This is a genomic window from Alcanivorax sp. NBRC 101098 (genome assembly GCF_001010505.1).
Lineage (GTDB): Bacteria > Pseudomonadota > Gammaproteobacteria > Pseudomonadales > Alcanivoracaceae > Alcanivorax > Alcanivorax borkumensis.
The window spans coordinates 1,319,630-1,343,574 of sequence record NZ_AP014613.1 but is presented as its reverse complement, the minus strand read 5'-3'; the positions used below and the strand labels follow the sequence as shown (position 1 = coordinate 1,343,574).

General features: G+C 54.0%; 22 protein-coding genes. 9 read left to right on the top strand and 13 right to left on the bottom strand.

Going from position 1 to position 23,945, the window contains the following annotated elements:
• Position 1: 1 nt before the first annotated feature.
• The 13 genes from lpxA to rpsB form a co-directional block, all read right to left on the bottom strand.
• Positions 2-769 (bottom strand): acyl-ACP--UDP-N-acetylglucosamine O-acyltransferase, encoded by a 768-nt coding sequence (gene lpxA / locus AS19_RS06110; protein WP_011588438.1) that lies wholly within the window; start codon positions 767-769, stop codon positions 2-4.
• Between the two features lie 73 nt (positions 770-842).
• Positions 843-1,283 carry a 3-hydroxyacyl-ACP dehydratase FabZ gene (gene fabZ, locus AS19_RS06105; protein ID WP_231483326.1) on the bottom strand — a complete coding sequence of 147 codons (441 nt, stop codon included), beginning with the start codon at positions 1,281-1,283 and terminating at the stop codon, positions 843-845.
• Between the two features lie 36 nt (positions 1,284-1,319).
• Entirely contained in the window at positions 1,320-2,330 is a 1,011-nt protein-coding gene (gene lpxD / locus AS19_RS06100) for a UDP-3-O-(3-hydroxymyristoyl)glucosamine N-acyltransferase (RefSeq protein ID WP_046961836.1), read from the bottom strand.
• Positions 2,330-2,827 carry an OmpH family outer membrane protein gene (locus AS19_RS06095; RefSeq protein ID WP_011588435.1) on the bottom strand — a complete coding sequence of 166 codons (498 nt, stop codon included), beginning with the start codon at positions 2,825-2,827 and terminating at the stop codon, positions 2,330-2,332. The genes lpxD and AS19_RS06095 overlap by 1 nt, the downstream gene beginning before the upstream one ends.
• Positions 2,828-2,837: 10 nt before the next feature.
• Positions 2,838-5,201 (bottom strand): outer membrane protein assembly factor BamA, encoded by a 2,364-nt coding sequence (gene bamA, locus AS19_RS06090; RefSeq protein ID WP_046961835.1) that lies wholly within the window; start codon positions 5,199-5,201, stop codon positions 2,838-2,840.
• A complete protein-coding gene (gene rseP / locus AS19_RS06085) occupies positions 5,198-6,505 on the bottom strand; it encodes an RIP metalloprotease RseP (RefSeq protein ID WP_046961834.1) in 1,308 nt (435 codons plus the stop codon). Before rseP ends, bamA begins: the two co-directional genes overlap by 4 nt.
• Complete coding sequence (gene ispC, locus AS19_RS06080; protein WP_011588432.1) at positions 6,499-7,713, bottom strand: 1-deoxy-D-xylulose-5-phosphate reductoisomerase; 1,215 nt, start codon at positions 7,711-7,713, stop codon at positions 6,499-6,501. Before ispC ends, rseP begins: the two co-directional genes overlap by 7 nt.
• Positions 7,710-8,534, bottom strand: a complete 825-nt coding sequence (locus tag AS19_RS06075; RefSeq protein WP_035458346.1) for a phosphatidate cytidylyltransferase — start codon at positions 8,532-8,534, stop codon at positions 7,710-7,712. Before AS19_RS06075 ends, ispC begins: the two co-directional genes overlap by 4 nt.
• Positions 8,534-9,316, bottom strand: a complete 783-nt coding sequence (gene uppS / locus AS19_RS06070) for a polyprenyl diphosphate synthase (protein ID WP_011588430.1) — start codon at positions 9,314-9,316, stop codon at positions 8,534-8,536. Before uppS ends, AS19_RS06075 begins: the two co-directional genes overlap by 1 nt.
• Before the next feature lie 75 nt (positions 9,317-9,391).
• The gene (gene frr / locus AS19_RS06065) at positions 9,392-9,949 is read right to left on the bottom strand and encodes a ribosome recycling factor (protein ID WP_011588429.1); all 558 of its coding nucleotides are present in this window, start codon (positions 9,947-9,949) and stop codon (positions 9,392-9,394) included.
• Between the two features lie 37 nt (positions 9,950-9,986).
• On the bottom strand, positions 9,987-10,724 hold the full coding sequence (pyrH, locus tag AS19_RS06060; RefSeq protein ID WP_046961833.1) for a UMP kinase: 738 nt from the start codon (positions 10,722-10,724) through the stop codon (positions 9,987-9,989).
• A gap of 243 nt (positions 10,725-10,967) precedes the next feature.
• On the bottom strand, positions 10,968-11,846 hold the full coding sequence (gene tsf / locus AS19_RS06055) for a translation elongation factor Ts (protein ID WP_035458349.1): 879 nt from the start codon (positions 11,844-11,846) through the stop codon (positions 10,968-10,970).
• Positions 11,847-11,912: 66 nt separating this feature from the next.
• On the bottom strand, positions 11,913-12,671 hold the full coding sequence (gene rpsB, locus AS19_RS06050) for a 30S ribosomal protein S2 (protein WP_011588426.1): 759 nt from the start codon (positions 12,669-12,671) through the stop codon (positions 11,913-11,915).
• Positions 12,672-12,861: 190 nt separating this feature from the next.
• Between rpsB and map the strand changes: the two genes are divergently transcribed.
• The 9 genes from map to AS19_RS06005 all read left to right on the top strand — a co-directional run bounded on the left by map (position 12,862) and on the right by AS19_RS06005 (position 23,814).
• Positions 12,862-13,764: a type I methionyl aminopeptidase gene (gene map, locus AS19_RS06045; protein WP_369751960.1), complete on the top strand. Its 903-nt coding sequence runs from the start codon at positions 12,862-12,864 to the stop codon at positions 13,762-13,764.
• The gene (locus AS19_RS06040) at positions 13,765-16,437 is read left to right on the top strand and encodes a [protein-PII] uridylyltransferase (protein ID WP_046961832.1); all 2,673 of its coding nucleotides are present in this window, start codon (positions 13,765-13,767) and stop codon (positions 16,435-16,437) included.
• 4 nt (positions 16,438-16,441) lie between these two features.
• Positions 16,442-17,623: a succinyldiaminopimelate transaminase gene (dapC, locus tag AS19_RS06035; RefSeq protein ID WP_041704925.1), complete on the top strand. Its 1,182-nt coding sequence runs from the start codon at positions 16,442-16,444 to the stop codon at positions 17,621-17,623.
• 163 nt (positions 17,624-17,786) lie between these two features.
• Complete coding sequence (locus AS19_RS06030) at positions 17,787-18,134, top strand: ArsC family reductase (RefSeq protein WP_050731504.1); 348 nt, start codon at positions 17,787-17,789, stop codon at positions 18,132-18,134.
• An 82-nt stretch (positions 18,135-18,216) separates the two neighbouring features.
• A complete protein-coding gene (dapD, locus tag AS19_RS06025; RefSeq protein ID WP_011588421.1) occupies positions 18,217-19,251 on the top strand; it encodes a 2,3,4,5-tetrahydropyridine-2,6-dicarboxylate N-succinyltransferase in 1,035 nt (344 codons plus the stop codon).
• Positions 19,252-19,343: 92 nt separating this feature from the next.
• Positions 19,344-20,477: a succinyl-diaminopimelate desuccinylase gene (gene dapE, locus AS19_RS06020; RefSeq protein ID WP_011588420.1), complete on the top strand. Its 1,134-nt coding sequence runs from the start codon at positions 19,344-19,346 to the stop codon at positions 20,475-20,477.
• Between the two features lie 142 nt (positions 20,478-20,619).
• Positions 20,620-20,820 (top strand): DUF1656 domain-containing protein, encoded by a 201-nt coding sequence (locus AS19_RS06015; RefSeq protein WP_035458361.1) that lies wholly within the window; start codon positions 20,620-20,622, stop codon positions 20,818-20,820.
• 17 nt (positions 20,821-20,837) lie between these two features.
• The gene (locus AS19_RS06010; protein ID WP_011588419.1) at positions 20,838-21,713 is read left to right on the top strand and encodes an HlyD family secretion protein; all 876 of its coding nucleotides are present in this window, start codon (positions 20,838-20,840) and stop codon (positions 21,711-21,713) included.
• Positions 21,694-23,814 (top strand): FUSC family protein, encoded by a 2,121-nt coding sequence (locus AS19_RS06005; protein WP_011588418.1) that lies wholly within the window; start codon positions 21,694-21,696, stop codon positions 23,812-23,814. The genes AS19_RS06010 and AS19_RS06005 overlap by 20 nt, the downstream gene beginning before the upstream one ends.
• Positions 23,815-23,945 lie beyond the last annotated feature (131 nt).

The following is a 23,945-nucleotide window of genomic DNA, read 5'->3' as shown; positions in this document are numbered from 1 at the left end:
ATCAGCGCGTGATGCCGCGCTCGGAAGACTTTAGAGAATCGATAAAAATCTGTAGCGCATCCGACGGCTCCATGGACTCTAATTCCAGCAACGCCTGCTCCAATGTCAGCCCCTGGCGGTAGACCAGCTTGTAAGCCTTGCGCAAGCTGCTAACCACATCTTTAGACCAACCACGACGACGCATACCCTCAAAGTTCATGCTGCGGGCGCCGGCAGGATTACCAGATACCATCACATAGGCAGGAATATCTTTGAGCACGAGAGAACAGCCCGACGTCATCGCGTAAGAACCAATCTTGCAGAACTGGTGCACCCCTGTCATGCCGCCCAAAATCACACCATTGCCGACATGGGCGTGGCCCGCTACAGACGCATTATTGGCAAAGATACAGTCATCGCCAATGATACAATCATGGGCCACGTGCACATAAGCCATCAAGAGATTACGGTCACCGATTTTAGTCAGAGAGTTATCCTGAATGGTACCCCGGTGAATGGTGACCGATTCACGAATAACGTTATCGTCTCCGATTTCCAGCCGGGTTGGCTCTCCCTTATATTTTTTATCTTGGCAGTCTTCGCCCACGGACGCGAACTGAAAAATATGGTTGTTACGACCAATAGTTGTGGGGCCGTTGATGACCACATGAGAGGCCACCACGGTGCCCGCTCCAATTTCCACATTGGGGCCAATCACGGAATACGGGCCCACCCGCACATCATCTGCAAGCTCCGCGGCCGGATCAATAAGGGCGGTCGGATGAATCATGGACTAGTCACTTTTATTTTGGTGGTGAAGGCAAGCAAGTATACGCCAGCTCCGCGCTGGCGTACGGTATGGACTAGACTTTCTGTTCAGCCACGAGCATTTCTGCACTGGCCACAGTTTTACCGTCTACCTGCGCTTCACAGGTGAATTTTATAATATTACGTTTAATCACCACATACTCGGCGAACAAATGCAGAGTATCTCCCGGCACTACCTGGCGCTTAAAGCGTGCCTTGTCGGTACCCACAAGTAGATAGATATAACCATCGGAGGGCTTTTTATTCTCCGTCACGAACCCCAAAATACCTGCAGCCTGCGCCATGGCTTCGATGATCAACACACCGGGCATGATAGGCTCTTCAGGAAAATGGCCATTAAAAAATGGCTCGTTGATCGTCACGTTTTTTAACGCTTCGATACGTTTTCCGGGCTCAATATTTAGCACCCGGTCAATTAACAGAAAGGGGTAACGATGGGGCAGATATTCCCTGACCTCTTTAATGTCCATCATCATGTGTTCCAAACAGGCAAGTACCGCAACATGCGGAAATTAGTCGCTTAAACGCTCGAGCTTGCGTACACGGCGGGCCAAATCATCCAGATTTCGGAAACGCGCCACATTCCTGCGATAGCGAGATTGGCTATCCACAGGCAGTGCAGAACCGTATGTACCCGGTTCTTTGATAGAGCTGGAGACCAAGGACATGGCCAGAATTTGCACCTTGTCACATACTTCGATGTGGCCAGCTATACCAGCGGCCCCACCTATCAGGCAGAAAGAACCTATTTTGGCTGAACCCGCAATACCCGCTTTCCCAGCGATAGCCGTGTGATCACCGATGACAACGTTATGGGCCACCTGGATCTGATTATCCAGAATCACACCGTCACCAATGATGGTATCTTCAATGGCACCACGATCAACTGTCGTGCCAGCACCGATTTCCACATCTGCACCGATGGTAACGCCACCGACTTGATGAAGTTTGGTCCAACCGGCGCCATTGAAGGCGAAGCCAAAACCATCACCACCGATTACGCAATTGGCGTGTATAGTAGTGCGTGGACCCAGTGTCACACCATGGTAAATTGTAACATTTGGCCAAATTCGACACTGATCACCGATATGAGAGCCGGCACCAACCACGCTGTTGGCCATGATTACGGCGCCCTCTCCCACTATCACACCCGCTTCCACCACCGCATTCGGGCCAATGGACGCAGAGGTGTGAATCTGTGCCGTCGCATCCACAACCGCAGCAGGATGCACACCCGGCTGCACTTGCGGTGCCACTTCAAAAAACGCACTGGCTTTGGCAAAAGACAAGTATGGGTCTTTAACAATCAATGCCGGCACCGGACAAAACTCCCGCTGGGACTCAGGAATTAGCACCGCACCCGCATTAGTCTGTTCCAAGAATGACCGATAACGAGGGTTGGCAAGAAAAGTCAGTTGGCTTGGCCCTGCGGACTGGATTGTTCCCAAACCGTCCACCACATGGTTGGCCTCACCGATCAACTCCGCATCCAGTTTTTTTGCTAACTCACCGAGAGTCAACATTATTTCATACTGTTCAGTTGCTTGCCCACCGCTTCAGTAATGTCTAAATCCGGCTTGGTGTACATCACAGCTTGGGCATTGAGCACTACATCCAGCTTTTCACGTTTAGCCACAGACTCTATGGCCTTTTTAAGCTTAGGCTGCATTTCTGACAGAATTTCGCGTTGTGCTTCGCTAGCACGCTTTTGCAGTTTGCGTTGCAGGCTTTGAATTTCGAGCATTTTCTGCTGACCCTGAGTCTTCAGCGTATCTTGTTCATCCGCGGACATGGTCATGGCTTCTTTTTGCAGTTTTTGTTGCAGCTTCCCCACATCGTTTTGCAAGCGATTGAGCTTTTGCTCGTCCCCAGACAGCTCATTCTCCAGTGAGGACATTCTCGTCTTCACATTATTTGACGATTGTAACGCAGCAATCGGGTCAAGAACCCCAACAGAAGCCTCAGCCATAGCCAGTGAGGGCAAAAACAGTGCCAATGCTACCAGTGTTTTTTTCACCATTATTAAACTCCTAAAAAGTCTGACCCAAAGAAAATTGGAATACTTCCGTGTCATCGCCAGGCTGGTCATCCAGCGCTTTCGCCAAGTTGAAGCTAAGCGGGCCAATAGCCGTCAACCACGTCAATCCGAGACCGACGGAACTCCGGATATCCTGCGATTCAAAATCTTCAAAAATATCGGCCCGCTCGGTTTCATATACGGTCCCAGCATCCACGAACAGGAAGGTCCTCACGCTTCGCGACTCCCCTGCGAAGGGCGTCGGGAAAATCAACTCCATGCTGGCTTCGGTAAGAAAGTTGCCGCCAATCGGATCCGGATTAGGGTCCGTGGTGCCACTTTTATAATAACTCAACGCCTCGGAACGAGGTCCCAGGGACCGAGACTCATAACCCCGCACCGAACCAATACCGCCGGAATAGTAGTTCTCGAAGAACGGCAACGCAATGTCGTCACCATAGCCATCACCGTAGGCCAAGTCGGCACGAGTGCGCAGGGTCCACCGCTGGGTAATGGGAAAATATTTCTGCCCGTTCCAATTAACCTTGTAAAAACTATAATCGGAAACCGGAGCCGCCACCTCAACACCAATGGTACTAGACCAGCCGCGATCAGGAAGAATACCTCGGTTCAGGGTGCTAGTTTGCAAGGACACGTTGGCTTTATATTCGTTGAACTCGTCGCCTTTCTCCATCAGGAATCGATCAATATCCACGGCGACATAATCGCCGGTGGTAATATTCGTTTTCTCGTAGGTAGCGCCAAAGTTCAAGCGTGAATACTCCGATATCGGATAACCGAATGTCACCGACCAGCCCAAACGGTCTGCCGCATAAGAAGCCACTGAGGTTTCATCAAAGTCAATCTTTGAGTAAAACATGCTAAAACCACGGCTTACCCCATCCAACGTATAGTACGGGTTGTAATGGGAAAAACTGTACGAATCGCGAATATCGGAACGACTCAACGCAAATGACACCCGGTTACCGCTGCCGCGCCAGTTATTTTGGGTTACGTTGGCGCCGAAGATAAACCCAGAGGCATCGGAGAAGCCCACATTGGCGCCAATAGAACCCGAAGGCTGCTCTTGTACGCTGTAATTCACATCAACCAGGTCATCGGAATTAGGCACCCGCGGAGTATCAGTTTCAACTACGCTGAAATAGCCCAAACGCTGCAAACGTTGGCGGGATAAGTCCACCAGAGAGGTGTTCGCCGGCGCCTGTTCGAACTGACGCAACTCACGGCGTAACACTTCATCGGAAGTTTTGGTATTACCACTGAAATTGATGCGGCGGACATAAACTTTACGGCCTGGGTCCACGTAAAACGTCACATCTACCGTGTGGTCTTTGTCATTGGCATTGTGCTCTCGGCCATTCACCTCAGCAAACGTGTAGCCTTCATTACCCAAGCGGCGCTTGATTAAATCGTTGGTATAGGTCACTAACTGTTGACTGAACACCTGCCCTTTCTTGACGATTAATAGCGGCTTCAGCTGGTTTTCATTCACCACTAAGTCGCCAGCCAACTTCACCTCGTTGACCGTGTATTGCTCACCTTCCGCCACGTTGACGGTAATGAAAACACTACGGCGATCAGGTGTCACCGACACCTGTGTCGATTCAATGGAGAAATTAATGTAACCACGGTCTAGATAATAGGAACGCAGACGCTCTAAATCGCCGCCCAACTTTTCCCGGGAGTATTTGTCATCGCCCTTGATGAAAGACCAGAATCCCGAGGAGTGCAGCTCGAAACTGTCAAGCAATACCTCATCATCAAACAACTCGTTGCCCACGATGTTGATATTACGAATACGTGCAGCTTTGCCTTCGTAAATTTCGATCTTCAAAGCTACACGGTTACGGGGCAACGCCACAAACTCGGTCTTGATATCCGCGCCGTAACGGCCCTGACTGACATACTGGCGTTCCAGTTCGCCGGCAATGGCCTCCAGGGTAGAGCGCTGGAACACTTCACCTTCCGCCAAACCGGCTTCGGTCAATCCCTTGCGCAGATTCTCTTCGTCAATGGATTTGTTACCGGATAGTTCGATACGCGCAATACTCGGGCGTTCGGCAACAATTACCACGAGATCATCACCATCGCGACCCAGTTGTACATCTTCAAAATTGCCAGAGGCAAACAGACGTTGCACCGCGTCAACAACCTGATCACGAGTCACAGTGTCGCCAGCCTGAATCGGCAACGAAGCATAGACCCGTTCCACGGGCAAGCGCTGGAGGCCTTCCACCCGTATGTCATGAACCTTGAACGGTAGTTGTGTGTCCCCATTTAGCAGTGGAGCTGCCAACAGGCAAAAAACCACTAGCGAGCCTTTCAGGAGGCGGCTTAGAATGTCCCCAAATTTCATGAAAACTGCTTCACCAAGTCGTTGTAAATGGCCAATAACATGAAGCTGACCACGAGCGTCAGCCCAGCACCTTGTGCGGCCATCAAGAACCGCTCCGGTAAACTGCGACCGCGAATCATTTCAATGATTCCAAAGAAAATCCAGCCGCCATCAAGCATTGGTACAGGAAGAAGGTTAATTACCCCCAGCGTAATACTGAGGTAAGCCAGCAAAGCCAAGAAACTGGCTAGGCCCATAGAGGCACTTTCACCGGCCACTTGGGCGATGGTAATAGGCCCACCCAAATTATCCAGAGAGAGTTTACCGGTAATCAGCTTTACCAAGCTGGCGCCCACCACTTGGACCTGCTCGACAAAACGCCCACCGGCAGCCCCGACGGCACTGAACACACCGAACTCTTGTTGATAAACACCGCCCAGGCCGACACCAATGCGGCCAAAGGTCTCACCATTTTCGGTCAGCGTGGCCGGGACAATTTGAAGCGTCTCCTTACGGGTTCCTCTCAGCAGCTCCACCGTCAGGAGTTCTCCTGGTGCTGCCATGATACTTTCCTGCCACTGGTTCCAGCTGAAAACGGGCTCACCATTCAACGTCAACACCTGATCGCCGCCAGTCAGCCCCGCCTGCTGCGCCGGGCTGTCGGCCTGAACATCGCCAATCACCACCGCCTGGTTCAGCCCCAAGGCCTCCAGCGGCGGCATGTCCAGATCCGCAGACCATGGCGAAGTATCCAGCTCACGGATCGCGGACCCACCACCCGCTTGCTGCACCGTGATCGACAAGGTATCCGGCTCACCCAAATGCAGAATCAATTCGTTATAAAACGCCCGCCAGCCTTCAAGTTCAGTGTCACCCACCGCCACGATGCGATCACCGGGTAAAAAACCCGCCTGCTCGGCCACGGAATCTGGGGTTACTGGGCCGACAACAGCCTCCAACCCGCGCTGGCCATAGCCAAACATCAACACCCAGTAAATAAATATGGCGAGAATAAAGTTAAACACCGGCCCGGCAGCGTAGGTAATCACCCGCTGCCAAGCGGGTTTACCAGAAAACTCGCCAGGCGCTCCCTGTGCCGTTTCATCTTCGCGCACATCCAGCGGCTTCACATAGCCGCCAAGAGGAATCGCGCTGATCACCCACTCAGTGCCTTTTTGATCGGTGAAACGCAGAATTTTCGGGCCAAATCCCACAGAAAAGGTCAGAACACGAACACCGAAAGCGCGCATGGCAAGAAAGTGGCCCCACTCGTGGAAGGCCACAATGATCACGATGGTGACGACGAATGCCAATAACGTCAGCATCCACGCTCCTTAATCCAGTGACAGGCAAGCTGTCGCGCCTGGCGGTCAATTTCCATAACCGCATCCACATCACAGCAGGCTGGCGCATCCTGTTTATCAAGAGTTCGCGCTACCACATCCGCAATGCCCATAAAATCGAGCCGGCCGTCAAGAAAAGCCGCAACCGCTTCTTCATTCGCTGCGTTTAACACCGCCGTGGCCGTTCCACCTGCGGCCATGGCATCACGGGCCAAGCCCAAGCATGGAAACCTCTCAAGATCCGGCAATTCAAAATTCAGCCCGATCAGCGTTGAAAAGTCCAACCGCTGGGCACCGGACTCCACTCGCTCGGGCCAAGACAAGCCACAGGCAATGGGAGTACGCATATCAGGTGTCCCCATCTGGGCCAATACCGAGCCATCCCGGTAAGCGACCATAGAGTGGATCACACTCTGTGGATGCACCACCACATCCACCATGGCAGGGGGAACATCAAACAGCCAGCAAGCCTCAATAAACTCCAGCCCCTTATTCATCAGCGTGGCGGAGTCCACCGAAATCTTGGGGCCCATATCCCAGTTGGGGTGTTTTATTGCCTGCTCCGGCGTAACCGCTTTCAACTGCTCAGCGCTGAACTCGCGGAACGGGCCACCTGATGCCGTCAACAATAAACGTTCAACTCCTGCATTTACCCCTTCCGTGGGCAGACACTGGAAAATCGCGTTGTGTTCGGAATCCAGTGGCAACAATGTTGCACCATAGCGCTTCACTGCATCCATAAACAGGGAACCGGTGACCACCAGAGCTTCTTTGTTGGCCAGCAGCACTCGTTTCCCTGCCTCCACAGCCGCCAAAGTGGGACGCACACCCGCGGCACCCACAATACCCGCCACCACGGTATCAACATCCGGATGAGCCGCCAGCTCAGCCAAGGCCTCTGGGCCTGATAAAACCTCTACTTGTGACCCAAGGCCAGCAAGATGGTTCCGAAGGGACGTTGCCGAGGTGGCATCAGCCATGGCTGCATAGCGAGGCTGCACCGTTTCGCAAAGCCGTGCCATAGCCTGCCATTGCGTGCCCGCGGTAACCGCAAAAACCTCATAACGCTCCGGGTGGCGAACCAGCACATCCAGAGTTTGTTGCCCAATACTTCCCGTGGCGCCCAGCAAGGTGAGGCGCTGTCTGCCAGTAGCAACGGCCGAAATGGAAGGTTTCTCAGAGGGTGTCACAAACTCCCTCCAGGCAGGGCGAACCAGTTAAACCCAGCCAAAGCAATTGGCATGGCTGCAGTGACACTGTCAATGCGGTCGAGCATGCCGCCATGACCTGGAAGAATGGTGCCGCTATCTTTGAAACCACGCTCACGCTTGACCATGCTTTCAAACAGATCACCTAGTGCAGAGGCCAATACCGTAAATAGGGCAACCAGCATCAAAGACCACAATTGTGCCTCCAGCAGGCCAGCAGCGTAGACACCCGCCACCACCGCCAGGGCCAGAGCAACCCCGCCCAGCAAACCTTCAATGGTCTTGCCTGGGCTTACCAGCGGTGCCAGTTTATGTTTTCCAAACGCTCGGCCAGCAAAATAGGCCCCGGTGTCCGCCGCCCACACCCATAATAGGATGAACATTAAAGCCCAGGGCCCAACTAACCCAAGGGCCCCGTTACTTTGCAACTGTACAATGGCCCCCCATGAGGGCACCAGCAGCAGCAAGCCAACCAACGCCATAAGCATCGGTCGGTACCAAACACGAGCATTACCGGGATACCCCAGCACCAGCACCAGCGCCAGCAACCACCAAACCGGAATTGCATTGAGTAACCATGCTGGCTGAAAATATTCAGCGGCCACCATTACCAAGGTCAATATTGCAACCCATACAAGACGCATCGCCATGCTGACGTTGCCCATCATGGCTGACCACTCCCAGCCCGCCAGAACAAAAAAAACGCCAGCCACAATGGCAAACATCTGACGGTCTAATCCAAATACTGCGCCCAACACAATCGGCAACAGCACCAGCGCGGTAATCACGCGCAGTTTTAGCATTATTGTTCTCCATTCAAGCTGGCCACTTCTTCACCAGAACGACCAAAACGCCGTTGGCGACCAGCATAATCCTGTAGCGCTGCATCAAAGGCATCAGCATCAAAATCAGGCCATAGCAACGGCGAAAAAAACAGCTCGCTGTAGGCCAATTGCCATAACAAAAAGTTACTTATTCTTTGGTCGCCACCGGTGCGAATGAGCAAATCCGGGGGTGGCAGGTCGGCCATGGACAGATAGGGTGCCATCGCCCCGGCATCTATCTGGTCTACCTCCATCTCACCTTCTGCCACTTTTGCAGCCAACTGGCGGGCCGCATGGGCAATGTCCCACTGCCCGCCGTAATTCACAGCAATAACCACCGTCATCCTGGTGTTATTGCCGGTCAGGACTTCCGCTTGTGTCATGCCATCCTGAAGACCTTGCGAAAACGCACCGCGATCGCCAATAAAGCGAATACGAACCTCGTGACTGTGAAGCTCTTCAACACGGCCAGCCAGCGCCTTCAAGAACAGCGCCATCAGGTGGTCCACTTCCGCCTGCGGTCGACGCCAGTTTTCCGAGCTAAAAGCAAACAGTGTTAGTGCCTCGAGACCGCGCTGCGCTGCCTGACGAATAATCGCCTGAACCGTAGCTTCTCCCGCTCGATGCCCCTCCTCACCCGGAACACCATGCTTGCGTGCCCAGCGGTTATTGCCGTCCATGATGATGGCTACATGACGGGGCACAACACCTTGATAGGAATCGATATCTGGGGCACTGGAATGAGGCTGATTGTCGGCCATACTGCATCCGCCAAGAATAGAAACGGGCTGACCTGCAGCCCGAGATGTCTTTCGATCACCGCTCGCGCGAAGCGATCAAACGGTCATCAATTCTTCTTCTTTCTCTTTCAGAACACCTTCCACTTCCGCCACCATTTTGTCGGTGAGCTGCTGAATTTGCTCTTCCCCACGGCGCTGCTCGTCTTCGGAAATTTCTTTTTCCTTAAGCAATTCTTTCAAATCGCTATTAGCATCACGACGAATATTACGAATGGACACACGTGCCTGCTCCGCTTCCGCACGCACCACCTTGACTAGGTCACGGCGGGTTTCCTCAGTCAACGGCGGCAATGGCAAACGAATAAGAGTGCCCGAGGTGGACGGATTAAGGCCCAGATCAGACATTAAAATGGCACGCTCAATTTGTGGAATCAGGGACTTATCAAACGGCGAAATAGTCAGCGTTCTCCCTTCTTCCACCGAGATATTCCCCATCTGATTCAGGGGCGTCTCGGCACCGTAGTACTCAATGGTAATATTGTCCAGCAAGCTAGGATGGGCACGACCTGTACGCACACGTTTCATGGCTGTATCCAGCGCTTCAAGACTCTTTTTCATGCGGCTTTGCGCATCACTGCGAATATCGTCAATCACCGTTTTTCCTCGCTTCTATTCAGCGTATCAGCTGCACTTATTGTGCGGCCTCTACCAGAGTGCCTTCCTTACCGCCCAGCATCAGATTAAGCAAGGCACCCTTCTTGTTCATATCAAAAACACGCAGTGGCATGGAATGATCCCGGCACAAACAAATAGCCGTCAGATCCATCACGCCCAGCTTTTTTTCCAACACTTCATCATAGGTCAACGCGTCATATTTAACCGCATCCAGGTTCTTCACCGGATCGTCATTATAAACGCCATCCACCTTGGTGGCCTTTAGCACTACATCAGCACTGATCTCGATTCCACGCAGACACGCGGCAGAGTCTGTAGTAAAGAACGGGTTGCCTGTTCCTGCGCAAAAAATCACCACCTCTCCGTTTTTTAGGTGACGATTAGCATTGCGATGATCATAGTGCTCAACCACCCCACTCATGGGGATCGCAGACATGAGACGCGTACGGATATTAGAACGTTCCAGCGCATCACGCAGAGCCAGGCCATTCATCACTGTTGCCAGCATACCCATATGGTCGCCGGCTACCCGGTCCAAGCCTGCGCTTTGCAGAGCCGCACCCCGAAACAGATTACCACCACCAACGACCAGCCCAACCTGAACACCAATCCCAACCAACTGACCAATTTCCAAGGAAATCGCATCCAGAACCTTCGGATCAATGCCAAAGCCCTCTTCACCCGCCAGTGCTTCCCCGCTCAGCTTGAGCAGGATTCGGTTATAGCGCGGTGAGCGCTCCTTGTTCGTCGGCATCTCTTTCTCTCCACCACTCATACGAAACCGCCACCCATGAAAACCTGCCATCCTCATCACTTACACCGGCTCAAACCGGCCTTCCACTTCATTCAAACGCACGAGCCTATGCTGCATAGCACAGTACCGCCCCGCACGATGGTTGCAAGTGCTTTTCTATTTTCACCGTTTAACAGGCGAAAAAAACGCCCTGCTGATCAAACCAGCAAGGCGCCTTTACACATCGAGTTCCGCCAATCAGCCTTAGCCCTTGGCCGCAGCTTCTACTTCAGCAGCGAAATCGACTTCTTCTTTTTCGATACCTTCACCCACAACCAGTCGCTCAAAAGAGGCAACCTCGGCGCCAGCCGCTTTAACCAGCGCACCAACAGTGGTGTTCGGATCTTTCACAAACGGTTGATCCAACAAGCTCACTTCCTTCAGGAACTTGTTGATACGGCCGCCGAGCATTTTTTCAACGATCTCAGCAGGCTTGCCTTCCATATCGGGCTGAGCACGGATGATTTCTTTCTCTTTTTCCAGCACATCAGCAGGAACCTGATCGCCACTAACAACCATCGGGTTAACGGCAGCCACATGCATAGCTACATCTTTACCCAACTCGGCATCGCCACCTTTCAGGGCGATCAGAACGCCGATACGGCCACCGTGAACGTAAGCGCCAATAGCGCCTTCCGCTTCTAGCTTGGCAGCACGACGGATCTGGATGTTTTCACCGATTTTCTGAACCAGCGCTTGGCGTGCTTCTTCAACAGTGGAGCCGTCTTCCAGCTTCAACTCACCAATTTTAGCAACGTCAGTTTCACCAGCGCTCAAAGCAGCAGCCGCTACCTTGTCGCAAAAACCCAGGAAGTTGTCGTCACGGGCAACGAAATCAGTTTCAGAGTTGATCTCTACCATAACGGCTACGGTGTTCGCGTCGTTGGTAGCAACTACAACACCGCCTTCGGCGGCGGTGCGGCCTGCTTTCTTCGCCGCTTTGGCCTGGCCGGATTTACGCATATCGTCGATGGCTTTTTCGATGTCGCCATCTGCCTCTACCAGCGCCTTCTTGCATTCCATCATGCCAAGACCAGTACGCTCGCGAAGCTCTTTAACCATTGCAGCAGTTACAGCAGCCATGATTATCCTCTTAAAATTAGGTATGTTTCGGTAAAGCAGGCGAGCCCGAGGCCCGCCTACCATAGATTAACCTTCGGCTTTTTCGCCTGCGGCTTCATCTGCTACCTCGACGAATTCGCTCTCGCCGCCGGTCTGATTCTGGGCATACTGCTTGCCTTCCAGAATCACGTCAGCTGCTGCTTTCACATACAGCTGAATGGCGCGGATTGCGTCGTCGTTACCAGGAATAACGTAATCCACGCCATCCGGGTTGGAGTTGGTATCAACCACTGCAACAACTGGGATACCCAGCTTGCGAGCTTCCTGCAATGCGATGTCTTCATGATCAACGTCAATCACGAAAAGTGCGTCAGGCAGGCCGCCCATATCCTTGATACCACCGATGGAACGCTCGAGCTTATCCATCTCGCGCTTACGCATCAGGGCTTCTTTCTTAGTCAGTTTGTCAAAAGTGCCATCCTGGAACTGGGCTTCCAGCTCACGATAACGCTTAATGGACTGACGAATAGTTTTCCAGTTGGTGAGCATGCCGCCCAACCAACGGTGATCCACATAGGGCATGCCGCAACGCTGAGCTTCTTCGCTCACCGCTTTCTGCGCCGCACGCTTGGTACCAACAAACAAAATCTTGTTGTTGCTGGCAGCCAGCTTGTTCAGGAACGCCATGGCGTCATTGAACAGGGGCAGAGTTTGCTCCAGGTTAATGATGTGGATCTTGTTACGAGCGCCGAAGATGTAAGTATTCATCTTCGGGTTCCAGTAACGGGTTTGGTGACCGAAGTGCACGCCCGCTTTGAGCATATCGCGCATAGTTACGCTAGACATTGTTAGTACTCCACTTTGGGTTAGGCCTCCACGCCCCCGCATAAACCCAACCAAATCGGCCTAACTTACAGACCAGAAGGCACCCAGGGCTATGTGACGGGGCATGTGTGATTTCCTTCCCCACTCATCGGCGGTTACAATGCAACACCGTCGCCTATTGGCCGACGCAGAGCGGGAAAGCGCGCGCTTTATACCACAGCCGCCCCTCACAGGCAATGCAAAGGTGTGTGCCCGGCCTAAATCATCTTGCCCAAGCCCCGCCCAACTCACTGAAACAGCAGGAGTTTTCCAAAACCTCATGAATGTCGTCATAAAAACCCCCGAACAAATCAGCAAAATGCGCGAAGCGGGCAAGCTAGCCGCTGAAGTCTTGGAAATGATCGCAGAGCACGTTAAACCGGGGATCACCACCGAGGAATTGGACCGCCTCTGCCACGACCATATCGTCAACAAGCAACAGGCTATTCCCGCCTGCCTAGGCTACGGTGGCGCGCCCGGCCGCATGCCATTCCCTAAGTCCGTCTGCACATCCGTGAATCACGTGGTCTGTCACGGCATTCCCAGTGATCGCAAAGCTCTTAAAACCGGGGATATAGTGAACATTGATGTCACTGTCATTAAAGATGGCTGGCATGGTGACACCTCCAAGATGTTTTATGTGGGTGAGCCCTCCGTACTTGCCCGCCGACTGGTGGAAACCACCCGGGAATGCATGATGGCGGGCATTCGTATGGTCAAGCCGGGCGTACGGCTGGGCGACATCGGTCACCGGATCCAGAAAATGGCCGAAGGCGAACGTTTCTCCGTGGTGCGAGAGTACTGTGGTCACGGCATTGGTGAAGGTTTCCATGAAGAGCCCCAGGTGGTTCACTACGGCAAGCCTGGCACGGGTCTTGAATTGCAAGAAGGCATGGTGTTCACCATCGAACCCATGATCAACGCCGGCAAAGCCGCCAATAAACTGCTGCCAGACGCCTGGACCGTGGTCACCAAAGACCGCAAGCTTTCCGCGCAATGGGAGCACACCATCGCGGTCACCGCCGATGGCTACGAAGTGCTCACCGCTCGCAGCGAAGAAACGGATCTCTATTAAGTGTCACTGCTACCCGCAATATCCCAAGACGCCCTGCTTGATGCCTTGCAGGAAAGCGCCCAGCCGGGGCAATACGCCCGCCAGTTCCTGGCCCAGGGCCAGGAACGGCTGAACCAAGCCTTCGAGACCACCGATATCACCGAGCTGGTACATGCCCGAGCAGGCATGGTGGATCAGGTGATGATCGCCGCCTGGTCCCTGTTTGGCCTGGCCAACCGTGACGACGTGGCGCTGGTTGCAGTAGGCGGCTATGGCAGGGGGGAACTACATCCCTGCTCTGATGTGGACCTACTGGTGCTGCTATCCAATGCGCCGGAACAAGCCCTGCGCGACAGCCTTGAACGTTTTGTGGCATTTCTGTGGGATATGGGCCTGGAAATCGGCCATGCAGTTCGCACCTTGGACGAATGCGTGGACCTTGCCCGAGATGACATCACCGTTGCCACCAACATCATGGAAGCACGCACCCTCGCCGGCAACGATATCCTGCGTGAGCAACTTGAAGACCGTACCGGCCCAGAACATATGTGGGATTCTGCTGCCTTCTTTGCCGCAAAATGGCAGGAGCAAACCACTCGCCACAAGCGTTTTAATGACACCGAGTACAACCTTGAACCGGATCTGAAAAACGCCCCCGGTGGTCTACGTGACGTGCAAATGATTGCCTGGGTCGCCAAGCGGCACTTCAACACCGACAGCCTTGAGGCCTTGGTTAGCAACGGTTTCCTTACCCCTGAAGAGTACGGGGTGCTGCGCAAGTGCCTGGACTACCTTTGGGAAGTGCGCTGGCAACTTCATGTACAAACCGAGCGCAATGAAAACCGTCTGCTGTTCGATCACCAGCGTCAGCTTGCTGACCGGCTGGGTCACGAAAATTCCAGCGCCAACCTGGCGGTGGAACATTTCATGAAAGACTTCTACCGGGTCGCTTTGGCTTTATCCGTTCTCAACGAAATGCTACTACAGCTTTTTGACGAAGTGATTCTGCGCAGTGATACTCAAGAGCAAGTTCGGCCCCTCAACCGCCGATTCCAAGTACGTAACGATTATCTGGAAATCAGCAACCCGGATGTCTTTGAGCAACACCCCAGCGCCTTGCTGGAAGCATTTGTTCTAATGGCCCAAAACCCGGATCTGAAGGGTATTCGTGCGTCCACAGTACGTGCGTTAATCTACCACCGCCGCCAGATCAACGATGCCTTCCGCAACGACCCGACTAACACCAACCTGTTTATGCAACTGCTGCGCAGCCCCCATGCCCTTTTCTCACAACTGCGGCGCATGAAGCGCTACGGAATTTTGGGCAAATACCTGCCGGAATTCGGCAACATCATCGGCATGATGCAGTACGATCTTTTCCATATTTACACAGTGGATGCCCACACCCTGCTGGTGATCAAAAACATGCGTCGGTTGCGCTACGAAGACCTGCGCGAAGAGTTCCCCTTGGCCAGCGAAGTGTTTTATCGTTTACCCAAACCAGAACTGTTGTACGCTTCTGGCCTCTACCATGATATTGCCAAAGGGCGTGGTGGCGACCATTCCGAACTCGGCGCGGATGACGCCATCGCCTTCTGTCAGCGCCACGGCCTGACCGCATGGGACGGCAAGCTCGTAGCATGGCTGGTGCGTAATCACCTGACCATGAGTGTGACCGCCCAGCGCAAAGATATATCGGATCCCGACGTAGTCTACGATTTCGCCCGAAAGGTGGGTGACTTGGTCCACCTAGATTACCTCTATGTGCTTACCGTAGCCGATATTAACGCCACCAACCCCACGCTCTGGAACTCATGGCGTGCCTCGCTGCTGCGCCAGCTATATACCGAAACTAAGCGCGCTCTGCGTCGCGGCCTGAATAACCCGGTGGAAAAACAAGACTGGATTGACGAAACCCGCGACGCCGCCCTTCGACTTCTCACGGACCGAGATCACGATGGCCCCGAGATCGAAACGTTATGGGCCAACATCGGTGACGAATACTTCCTGCGTGAAACCCCACGGGATATTGCCTGGCATACCGAGGCCTTACTGGACCGAGAAGACCCAGAAGATCCGTTGGTATTGATCCGTGAATCCAGTCAAAGTGTACTGGCTGGGGGATCACAGATCTTCATTTACACTCCGGACACCCGCAACCTGTTCAGCGCCACCGTGAACGCCATAGATAGCCTAGGCCTAACCATTATGGACGCGCGCATTATTACCAGCGTGGATGGCTTCAGCTTAGATACCTATATCGTGTTGGATGAACAGGGTACCCCCATTGGCGAGGACTGGGCACGCATCGAACAGATCCGCAAAACGCTCACCGAAACATTGAAGTACCCGGATCGTTATGCGTCCACCGTTAGCCGCCGCATGCCCCGGCGCAATAAGCACTTTGATGTACCCACCCAAGTAGTGATCAGCAACGACATCGTCAATGATCGTACCGCCGTGGACATCCAGACTTTAGACCGCCCCGGGCTGCTAGCTCACATCGGGCGCATCTTCATGCGCTTTGAGATCCTGGTACAAAATGCCCGCATTGCCACCTTGGGCGAACGCGCCGAAGACGTCTTCTTCATTACCGATCTTGATGGTGAACCGGTCTCCGACCCGACACTCTGTCAAGAACTGCAACAGACCCTCAAACAAGAACTCGACGCTAAGAACAACGGGAACACCTGACCCTATGAATCCAGACCTGGAACGGTTGCACCCCTATCCGTTTGAAAAACTAAAAGCCTTATTCAGCGACTTGCCCGCATCAGATAAGTCACCCATTGCTTTATCTATCGGGGAACCCAAACACCCGTCACCGGATTTCGTGCAACAGGTACTAAGAGATAGCACCGCGCGGTTATCCAACTACCCGACCACCGCTGGCTTACCGCAATTAAGTGAAGCTATCGGCGAATGGCTGAAACGCCGTTTCCACCTACAAAGTATTAACCCCAGCAGCCAGGTATTGCCTGTCAACGGCACCCGTGAAGCGCTCTTTTCTTTCACTCAAGCCGTAGTCGATCGCCAACGCCAGCCGTTGGTGCTGATGCCCAACCCTTTTTATCAAATCTACGAAGGGGCTACGCTTCTCGCCGGTGGAGAACCCATGTACCTGCCGTGCACAGATGCCACAGGCTTGCAGCCCAATTTCGATGCTGTCAGTGAAGACACCTGGATGCGTACCCAGCTGCTGTTCATCTGCACCCCGGGCAATCCCACCGGAGCCACACTCAGTAAAGCCCAACTCAAAGCCCTGATACAGCTGGCAGATAAATACGATTTTGTTATTGCGTCAGACGAGTGCTACTCCGAAATCTATCGGGATACGCCTCCGGTTGGACTACTGGAAGCTTGTGCAGAACTGGGTCGCCATGATTATCGCCGCTGCGTGGTCTTTCATTCCCTATCGAAACGGTCAAATCTGCCAGGCCTACGCTCAGGCTTTGTCGCTGGTGACAACGAAGTGCTTAAGCAGTTTCTGCGTTACCGCACCTACCACGGCTGTGCCATGCCCATTCAGCATCAGCTAGCCAGCATTGCCGCCTGGAACGATGAGGAACATGTAGAAATCAACCGTGCTCTGTACCGGGAAAAGTTTGATGCAGTACTGGACATTCTTGGCGACCCCCTTAAGGTATCCGCCCCGGAAGCCGGATTCTATTTATGGCCTCAAACGCCCATCAGTGACGAAGAGTTCGCCCAACGCTTGCAGGCTGAATACAACGTCACCGTGCTTCCCGGTCGCTATTTATCACGCACTATTGATGGCAACAACCCAGGGCAGAACCGGATTCGCATGGCGCTGGTAGCACCGCTGGAAGAGTGTATTGAAGGCGCCAAACGCATCAAGGCACTGCTCGATACGTTGTGAGCGCCAAGTCACTCGCTTCGAGCTAAACACGAGTAAGGCTGAATGATCTGCTACGCATTACCCGCGCACAAAGAATTCCGTAGGTCGCGGCGACAATGCTGAAATTCACAGCGATGTATCTCGCATTGAAGCTTGGCGCTTGTTGCTAGAGCAAGGATTGAACATGGAACTGACCATCTTCGGTATCAAGAACTGCGATACCATGAAAAAAGCCATGACATGGCTAGACAATAACGGCATCAGCTACCACTTTCACGACTACAAGAAAGAAGGCGTGCCCGAGCAACGACTGCGCCAATGGCTGGAAGCCCTGAGTTGGGAAATAGTCATCAATAAACGCGGCACTACCTGGCGCAAACTGGACACTGCAACCAAGGAATCCATGACTACGGAAAAAGCCATCACCGTGGCGATGGATAACCCATCCATAATCAAGCGCCCTATTCTTCAAAGCGACACCATTATCACAGCCGGTTTCAACGCCGACGAGTGGACAGACATATTGAAATAATGCCGGCTGCCCAACGCTTGATGCTCAACAGCGACTTTCGGCATCATGCATTTGGCAGCCAGCTCGACGTCAGGAGACAACAATGAGTAACTATTTCGCCATCGCACTGGGCTGCGGTACCAAAAACCGTAAAGACAACTGGCTTGAAGTTTTTTATCCCGACCCGAGCCTTAACCCGGACAACAAGCTGATTGACGTAATCCGTGAAGAACTAGACTACCAGGGCGGTAACGCGGCTCTGGAACTCACCCATCGCCAAGTTCAGCACATTGCCCGCGAATGGCGTGAAGCCGGCTTTGAACATGAAGCCAGCTATGCAGTGGCATTTCAAGAATCCGATCGCCCGGTGGTACTCACTGTATTGGAAACGGACGCCGAGCCAGCGACCACTCCAGAAGCCTACCTCAAGCTTCACTTGATCTCACACCGATTAGCAAAACCCCATGGTGTTAACTTGTCCGGCATATTCCCGCTACTACCCAACGTGGCCTGGACCAACGAAGGGGCCGTGGATCTGGAAGAACTCCCTGAGCGTCAACTTTTGGCCCGCCTAAACGGCAAAGTGCTGGAAGTAAATAGCGTGGACAAGTTCCCGAAAATGACCGATTACGTGGTGCCTGCCGGTGTCCGTATCGCCGATACCTCCCGGGTTCGCTTGGGCGCCTATGTGGGCGAAGGCACCACCATCATGCACGAAGGCTTCATTAACTTTAACGCGGGTACTGAAGGCCCCGGCATGATCGAAGGCCGCATCTCCGCTGGCGTCTTTGTAGGTAAAGGCTCCGACATCGGCGGTGGCGCCTCCACCATGGGCACCCTGTCTGGCGGTGGCAACATCATCATCTCTTTAGGCGAAGGCTGTCTGCTGGGCGCCAATGCGGGTACCGGCATCCCCTTGGGTGATCGTTGTACCATTGAAGCAGGCTTGTACATCACCTCCGGCTCCAAGGTGCAACTGCTGGACGACAAGGGCGAGATCGTTAACACAGTCAAAGCACGTGATTTGGCTGGCCAGTCCGACCTGCTGTTTCGCCGCAACACCACCAACGGTGCCGTGCAATGTCTCACCAACAAAAGCGCCATCGCCCTGAACGAAGAGCTGCATAAGCACAACTAAAAAAGCGACCAGCTGCAAGCTTCAAACTACACATAGGCTTTCCCCCTGTTTGCTAGTCTGTCGCTTGCAGCTTTAGGCTTGGAGCTGATTTCATGTCTCGTACCCTCGACTACACTAAAGAACTCATCCGCCGCGCGTCCGTGACACCGGAGGATCAAGGCTGTCAGGCCTGGATAATTGAAAAGCTGGAAGTGCTGGGCTTTAAATGTGAAACCCTGTGGTTCGAGGAAGTGCGCAACCTGTGGGCCCGTCGCGGAACCCAAGGGCCTGTATTTGCCTTTGCCGGTCATACCGATGTGGTGCCCACCGGCGACGTGACGGCGTGGAAATACGATCCGTTCACACCCACCGAAGAAGGTGACTTACTGTACGGACGAGGGGCTGCCGATATGAAAGGCTCCATCGCCGCCATGATAGTGGCCATGGAGGACTTTATCGCCGCTCATCCGGACCATAATGGTAGCCTGGCTTTCCTAATCACCGCTGATGAAGAAGGCCCCTCCGTTAACGGCACCGTCAAGGTGGTAGAACACTTGCAAGCTCGCCAAGAGCATATTGATTATTGCCTGGTAGGCGAACCATCTTCCACCAACACCGTAGGGGATGTGATCAAAAACGGTCGCCGTGGTTCGCTGGGCGCAAAGCTCACCGTAAAAGGCATTCAAGGGCACGTGGCCTATCCACATCTGGCCCGCAACCCGATTCACGATGTGGCGCCAGCGCTTGCAGAATTGTCTGCTACCGAATGGGATCAAGGGAACGATTTCTTTCCCGCTACCAGTTTTCAAATTTCCAACATTAACGGCGGCACCGGCGCCACCAATGTAATTCCAGGCACCTGCGAGATCATTTTTAATTTTCGTTTTTCCACCGAACTCACCGATGCCATTCTTCGCGAACGGGTCGAAGCAATTCTCGACAAGCACGGCCTGGACTATGATCTGCAATGGACCCTTTCCGGCCAACCGTTCCTGACAGATCGAGGAGCTCTGGTGGACGCCGCCGTTGGTGCGATTCGCGATGTCACCGAGTTGGACACTGAACTGTCCACCGCCGGCGGCACCAGCGATGGTCGTTTTATCGCCCCCACCGGCACCCAGGTGGTGGAGCTAGGCCCCACCAACGCCACCATTCACAAGGTGGACGAACACACAAGCATCAGCGAACTGGACACCCTAACGCAGATCTATCAGCGTTTGCTCCAACACTTGATGACCACTGGCTAAAACCTGCCCCATAATGATGCGCGACCTGCGTGATAGAGCCGGCTGACATTAATCAGGCTCTATCACGCAGGCGCAGCATCAGGCTACAAATTCAGGCAAACTGCTCCTACTATAAAAACGCTATCACGGATCGGGAGGCACCATGTGGCTGCATGAAATCCCAGTGGGCGGCATGCTGTTCAGCCCTATGGTATTGCTGGTGCTGCTGTCACTGGCTCTTACCTTCATGTCCTACTTGTTACTTCGACAACTAGGCTGGCACCGCCAGGTCTGGAAAGGCGCTTGGTTCTACCTTTCCCTTTTTGTCTGTTTCGTTGCCCTTTCCCTGCGACTATTGAGCTGACTGAGATAAGGTCCTTCATGCAACAAACACTTCGAATGCTACTTACCGTGGTTCTGGTCATTCTGGCCCTGATCGCCGGGCACTGGGTGTGGAATTACTACCTCTATGCACCCTGGACCCGAGACGGCAAAGTACGTGCAGAGATCATCACACTCTCCCCTGATGTGTCTGGCTGGGTGCGCGAACTCAATATTGAAGATAACCAGAGAGTGAGTCGAGGCGACCCATTGTTTCGTATCGACGACACCCGCTACCAGGCCGCACTTGCCAAAGCTCGAGCCCAGCTGCTTTATCAGCAAAAAGCCCTGCAGCTCGCGCAACATCATTATCAACGTCGCAAGGATTTGCATCGCAGTAATAACAACAGCATTAGCAAAGAGGCGTTAGAAAGCGCACGCATACAGGCAGAGCTCGCCAAAGCTAACGTGGCACTGGCCCAAGCCGAACTGGACAGCGCTAGCATCAATCTCGAACGCACCCGCATTCATGCCCCCGCCGACGGCACCATCGTTAACCTGTCGCTTCAACAGGGCAATTTTGTCAACCAAGGCAGCCCGGTGCTCTCCCTGGTTAAAGCTGACAGTTTCTATGTCACCGGCTATTTTGAAGAAACCAAATTACCGTTGGTCCACGTGGGCCAGGACGCCTCAGTGATTCTCATGAATGGTTCCCGTGCCCTGCAGGGGAAAGTGACCAGCGTGGGCCAAGCCATCGCCAACGCCAACACCCAAACCGACCGCCAACTACTCCCCCAAGTACAACAAACCTTTAACTGGGTGCGGCTGGCGCAACGTATCCCGGTGCACATCAAACTGGCATCCGTGCCCAAAGATATCCTGCTCGCCGCCGGCATGACCGCCACTGTGCGTCTGTATGACGAAGAGCCAGAGTGACGTTTTCGTGATGACCTTGCCTCCTCGTCTTGCCGTCATCCTGACACCGCAGCGCCACTCCGTGCTTTTTGCGCTCAAGGGTATTATTGCCATGGGGCTGGCCCTTTATCTGGCCATGCTCATGCAACTTGAGCGCCCCTACTGGGCACTTATTTCTGCGGTATTCTTGCAGGTCCGCCCGGAAACCGGGCTAGTGATTGAAAAAGGGCTGTGCCAGATTGGCGGTACCTTGGTGGGCGGGGCCATGGGCCTGCTGATTCTCGCCACCCTACTGCCTTACCCCTTTATTGCACTATTGGCGCTGACTCTGTGGATCGGCCTCAATGCAGCCGCCTCAGCCTGGGTACGGCAAGCCAATTTTATTTATGGTTTTGCCATGGCGGGGATCACCGCCACCCTGATTGTGGTGATTTCCATCGCCAACCCGACCAGCACCTCTAGCGTAAGCATTTTTCATGTGGCCAATGCCCGGATTAGCGAAATCATTGTTGGCGCAGTCTGTGCGACCCTAGTGAGCAATCTACTGTGGCCAGCCCGTGTTAGTCACTTGCTGCAAAAACATGCCAGAGGCGCGCTCAACCAGACCCTGGCCTACCTGGAACTGGAACTAAACCCGACAGGCACCCACACCCAACGACATACACAAGTAGATACCCTACTACAGCGCATTTTCCCACTCAGTGATGACAGCAGCGCCGTCATGTATGAAGGAGCTCAGGGCCCGGGCCGCGCACGGGCCGCCACCGTCATCTGTCACAAGACGCTGTCACTGATTGCACGCATACGCGTTATTGGTCGCCTGATGCGCAACCACAGTGAGCTCCTCACACCGGCTCTGCAGGACATGCTCGATTCACTGCGGCTTTCCTTCAAGCGGATGCGCGAAACCGATTCCGCCGAAGCCGCCATGGAGGAAGTGCAACACCTGCGCCAGCAATTGCGAAACGCTCGTAGCGAGCAAAGCGACGACGCCCCCCCGCTTCAGCGGCGTTTTTTCCAGGTAGCCCTAAACCTGACCGCCGACATTATTCTTGCCCTGGAAGCCAACCGGGCACTGCATTTCAGCAAAGAAATGCAACTGCGCCCGCAGGCCCTTAAGCCCTACCGGGATGTACAAATTGCCGCCGCCGTGGGTATCCGCAGTGCCTTGGTATTCATGATTGCCGCCGGCCTCTGGATCGGCACTGCCAGCCCCATGGCCATCATGCTGATGATCATGCCGGTGATCTTCACCATCCTTTTTGCCCGCCTGCCAGAACCGGACCGGGTGTTACGTCGGGCCGCGACCACCTCGGTACTGGCCACACCGGTTGCCCTATTCTTTACCTTGCCCCTCCTAGCCCTCAGCAACGGCGATTTTCCGCTACTAATCCTTATTCTTGGCGCCCCCCTGTTCGTAGCACTACTGGCCATTAGTAACCCCACCACCCTGGCCTACGGATTGGGGTTCTGCACCCCTTACATTATTCTGGTGCAACCGGGTAACGCCATGGATTTCGATGTGGCCCGGGTGGCCAGTAACGGCTTGGCAATCACCGGCGGCATCGTCATTGCCTTCATGATGTTTCGGCTAATTACTCCACCCAGCGGGGCAAGCCTGCGCCGACGACTCATTCGCGAAACCGCTGCTGACCTAACGTTAATCGGCCATCACCGTATTAAAGAGGAAGGCTTCAATGCCCGTATGGCGGACCGCCTTCGTTGGCTCACCATCTGCGACAAGGCACTGCCCGAAGAACGACGTCACTTTACTGACCTGGGGCTGACAGGCCTTAACTTGGGCCAAGTCTCGCTATGGGTGCAAGGACGCATTCACACCCAGGCGCCCGCCGCCTTGCTGGCCTGCGCGGCCCAATGGCAGCAATCCCTAGCTGATGCCTACCAGGCCTGCGCCCAAGGGCATTGCGATAGCCGTTTTCGCGACAACTCTGAACGCCTAAAAATCGCCATGGCCCAGGCCGGTAATTTGGAACAGCGAAATCAGGAGTTGGTTGCTGGCGCGGTGGAGCGCATCGCTCTTACCTTCGAACGCATGGCCTCACGCATGGCTCGCACCGTAGAGCCAGACGATATCTCAGCCAATAGCACGGCAAGCCGCTAGAAGCCCGTCGCTTAAAGGCCTAAAATTACTGTCGAGAAGCTCTAGCCAGCGTGTCTACTCTGTGTTTCTCTGGCCTTCTTCCCTGTATCACTAATCGCCTGCGGGCCGCCCTGGCGACCCGCCATGATGGA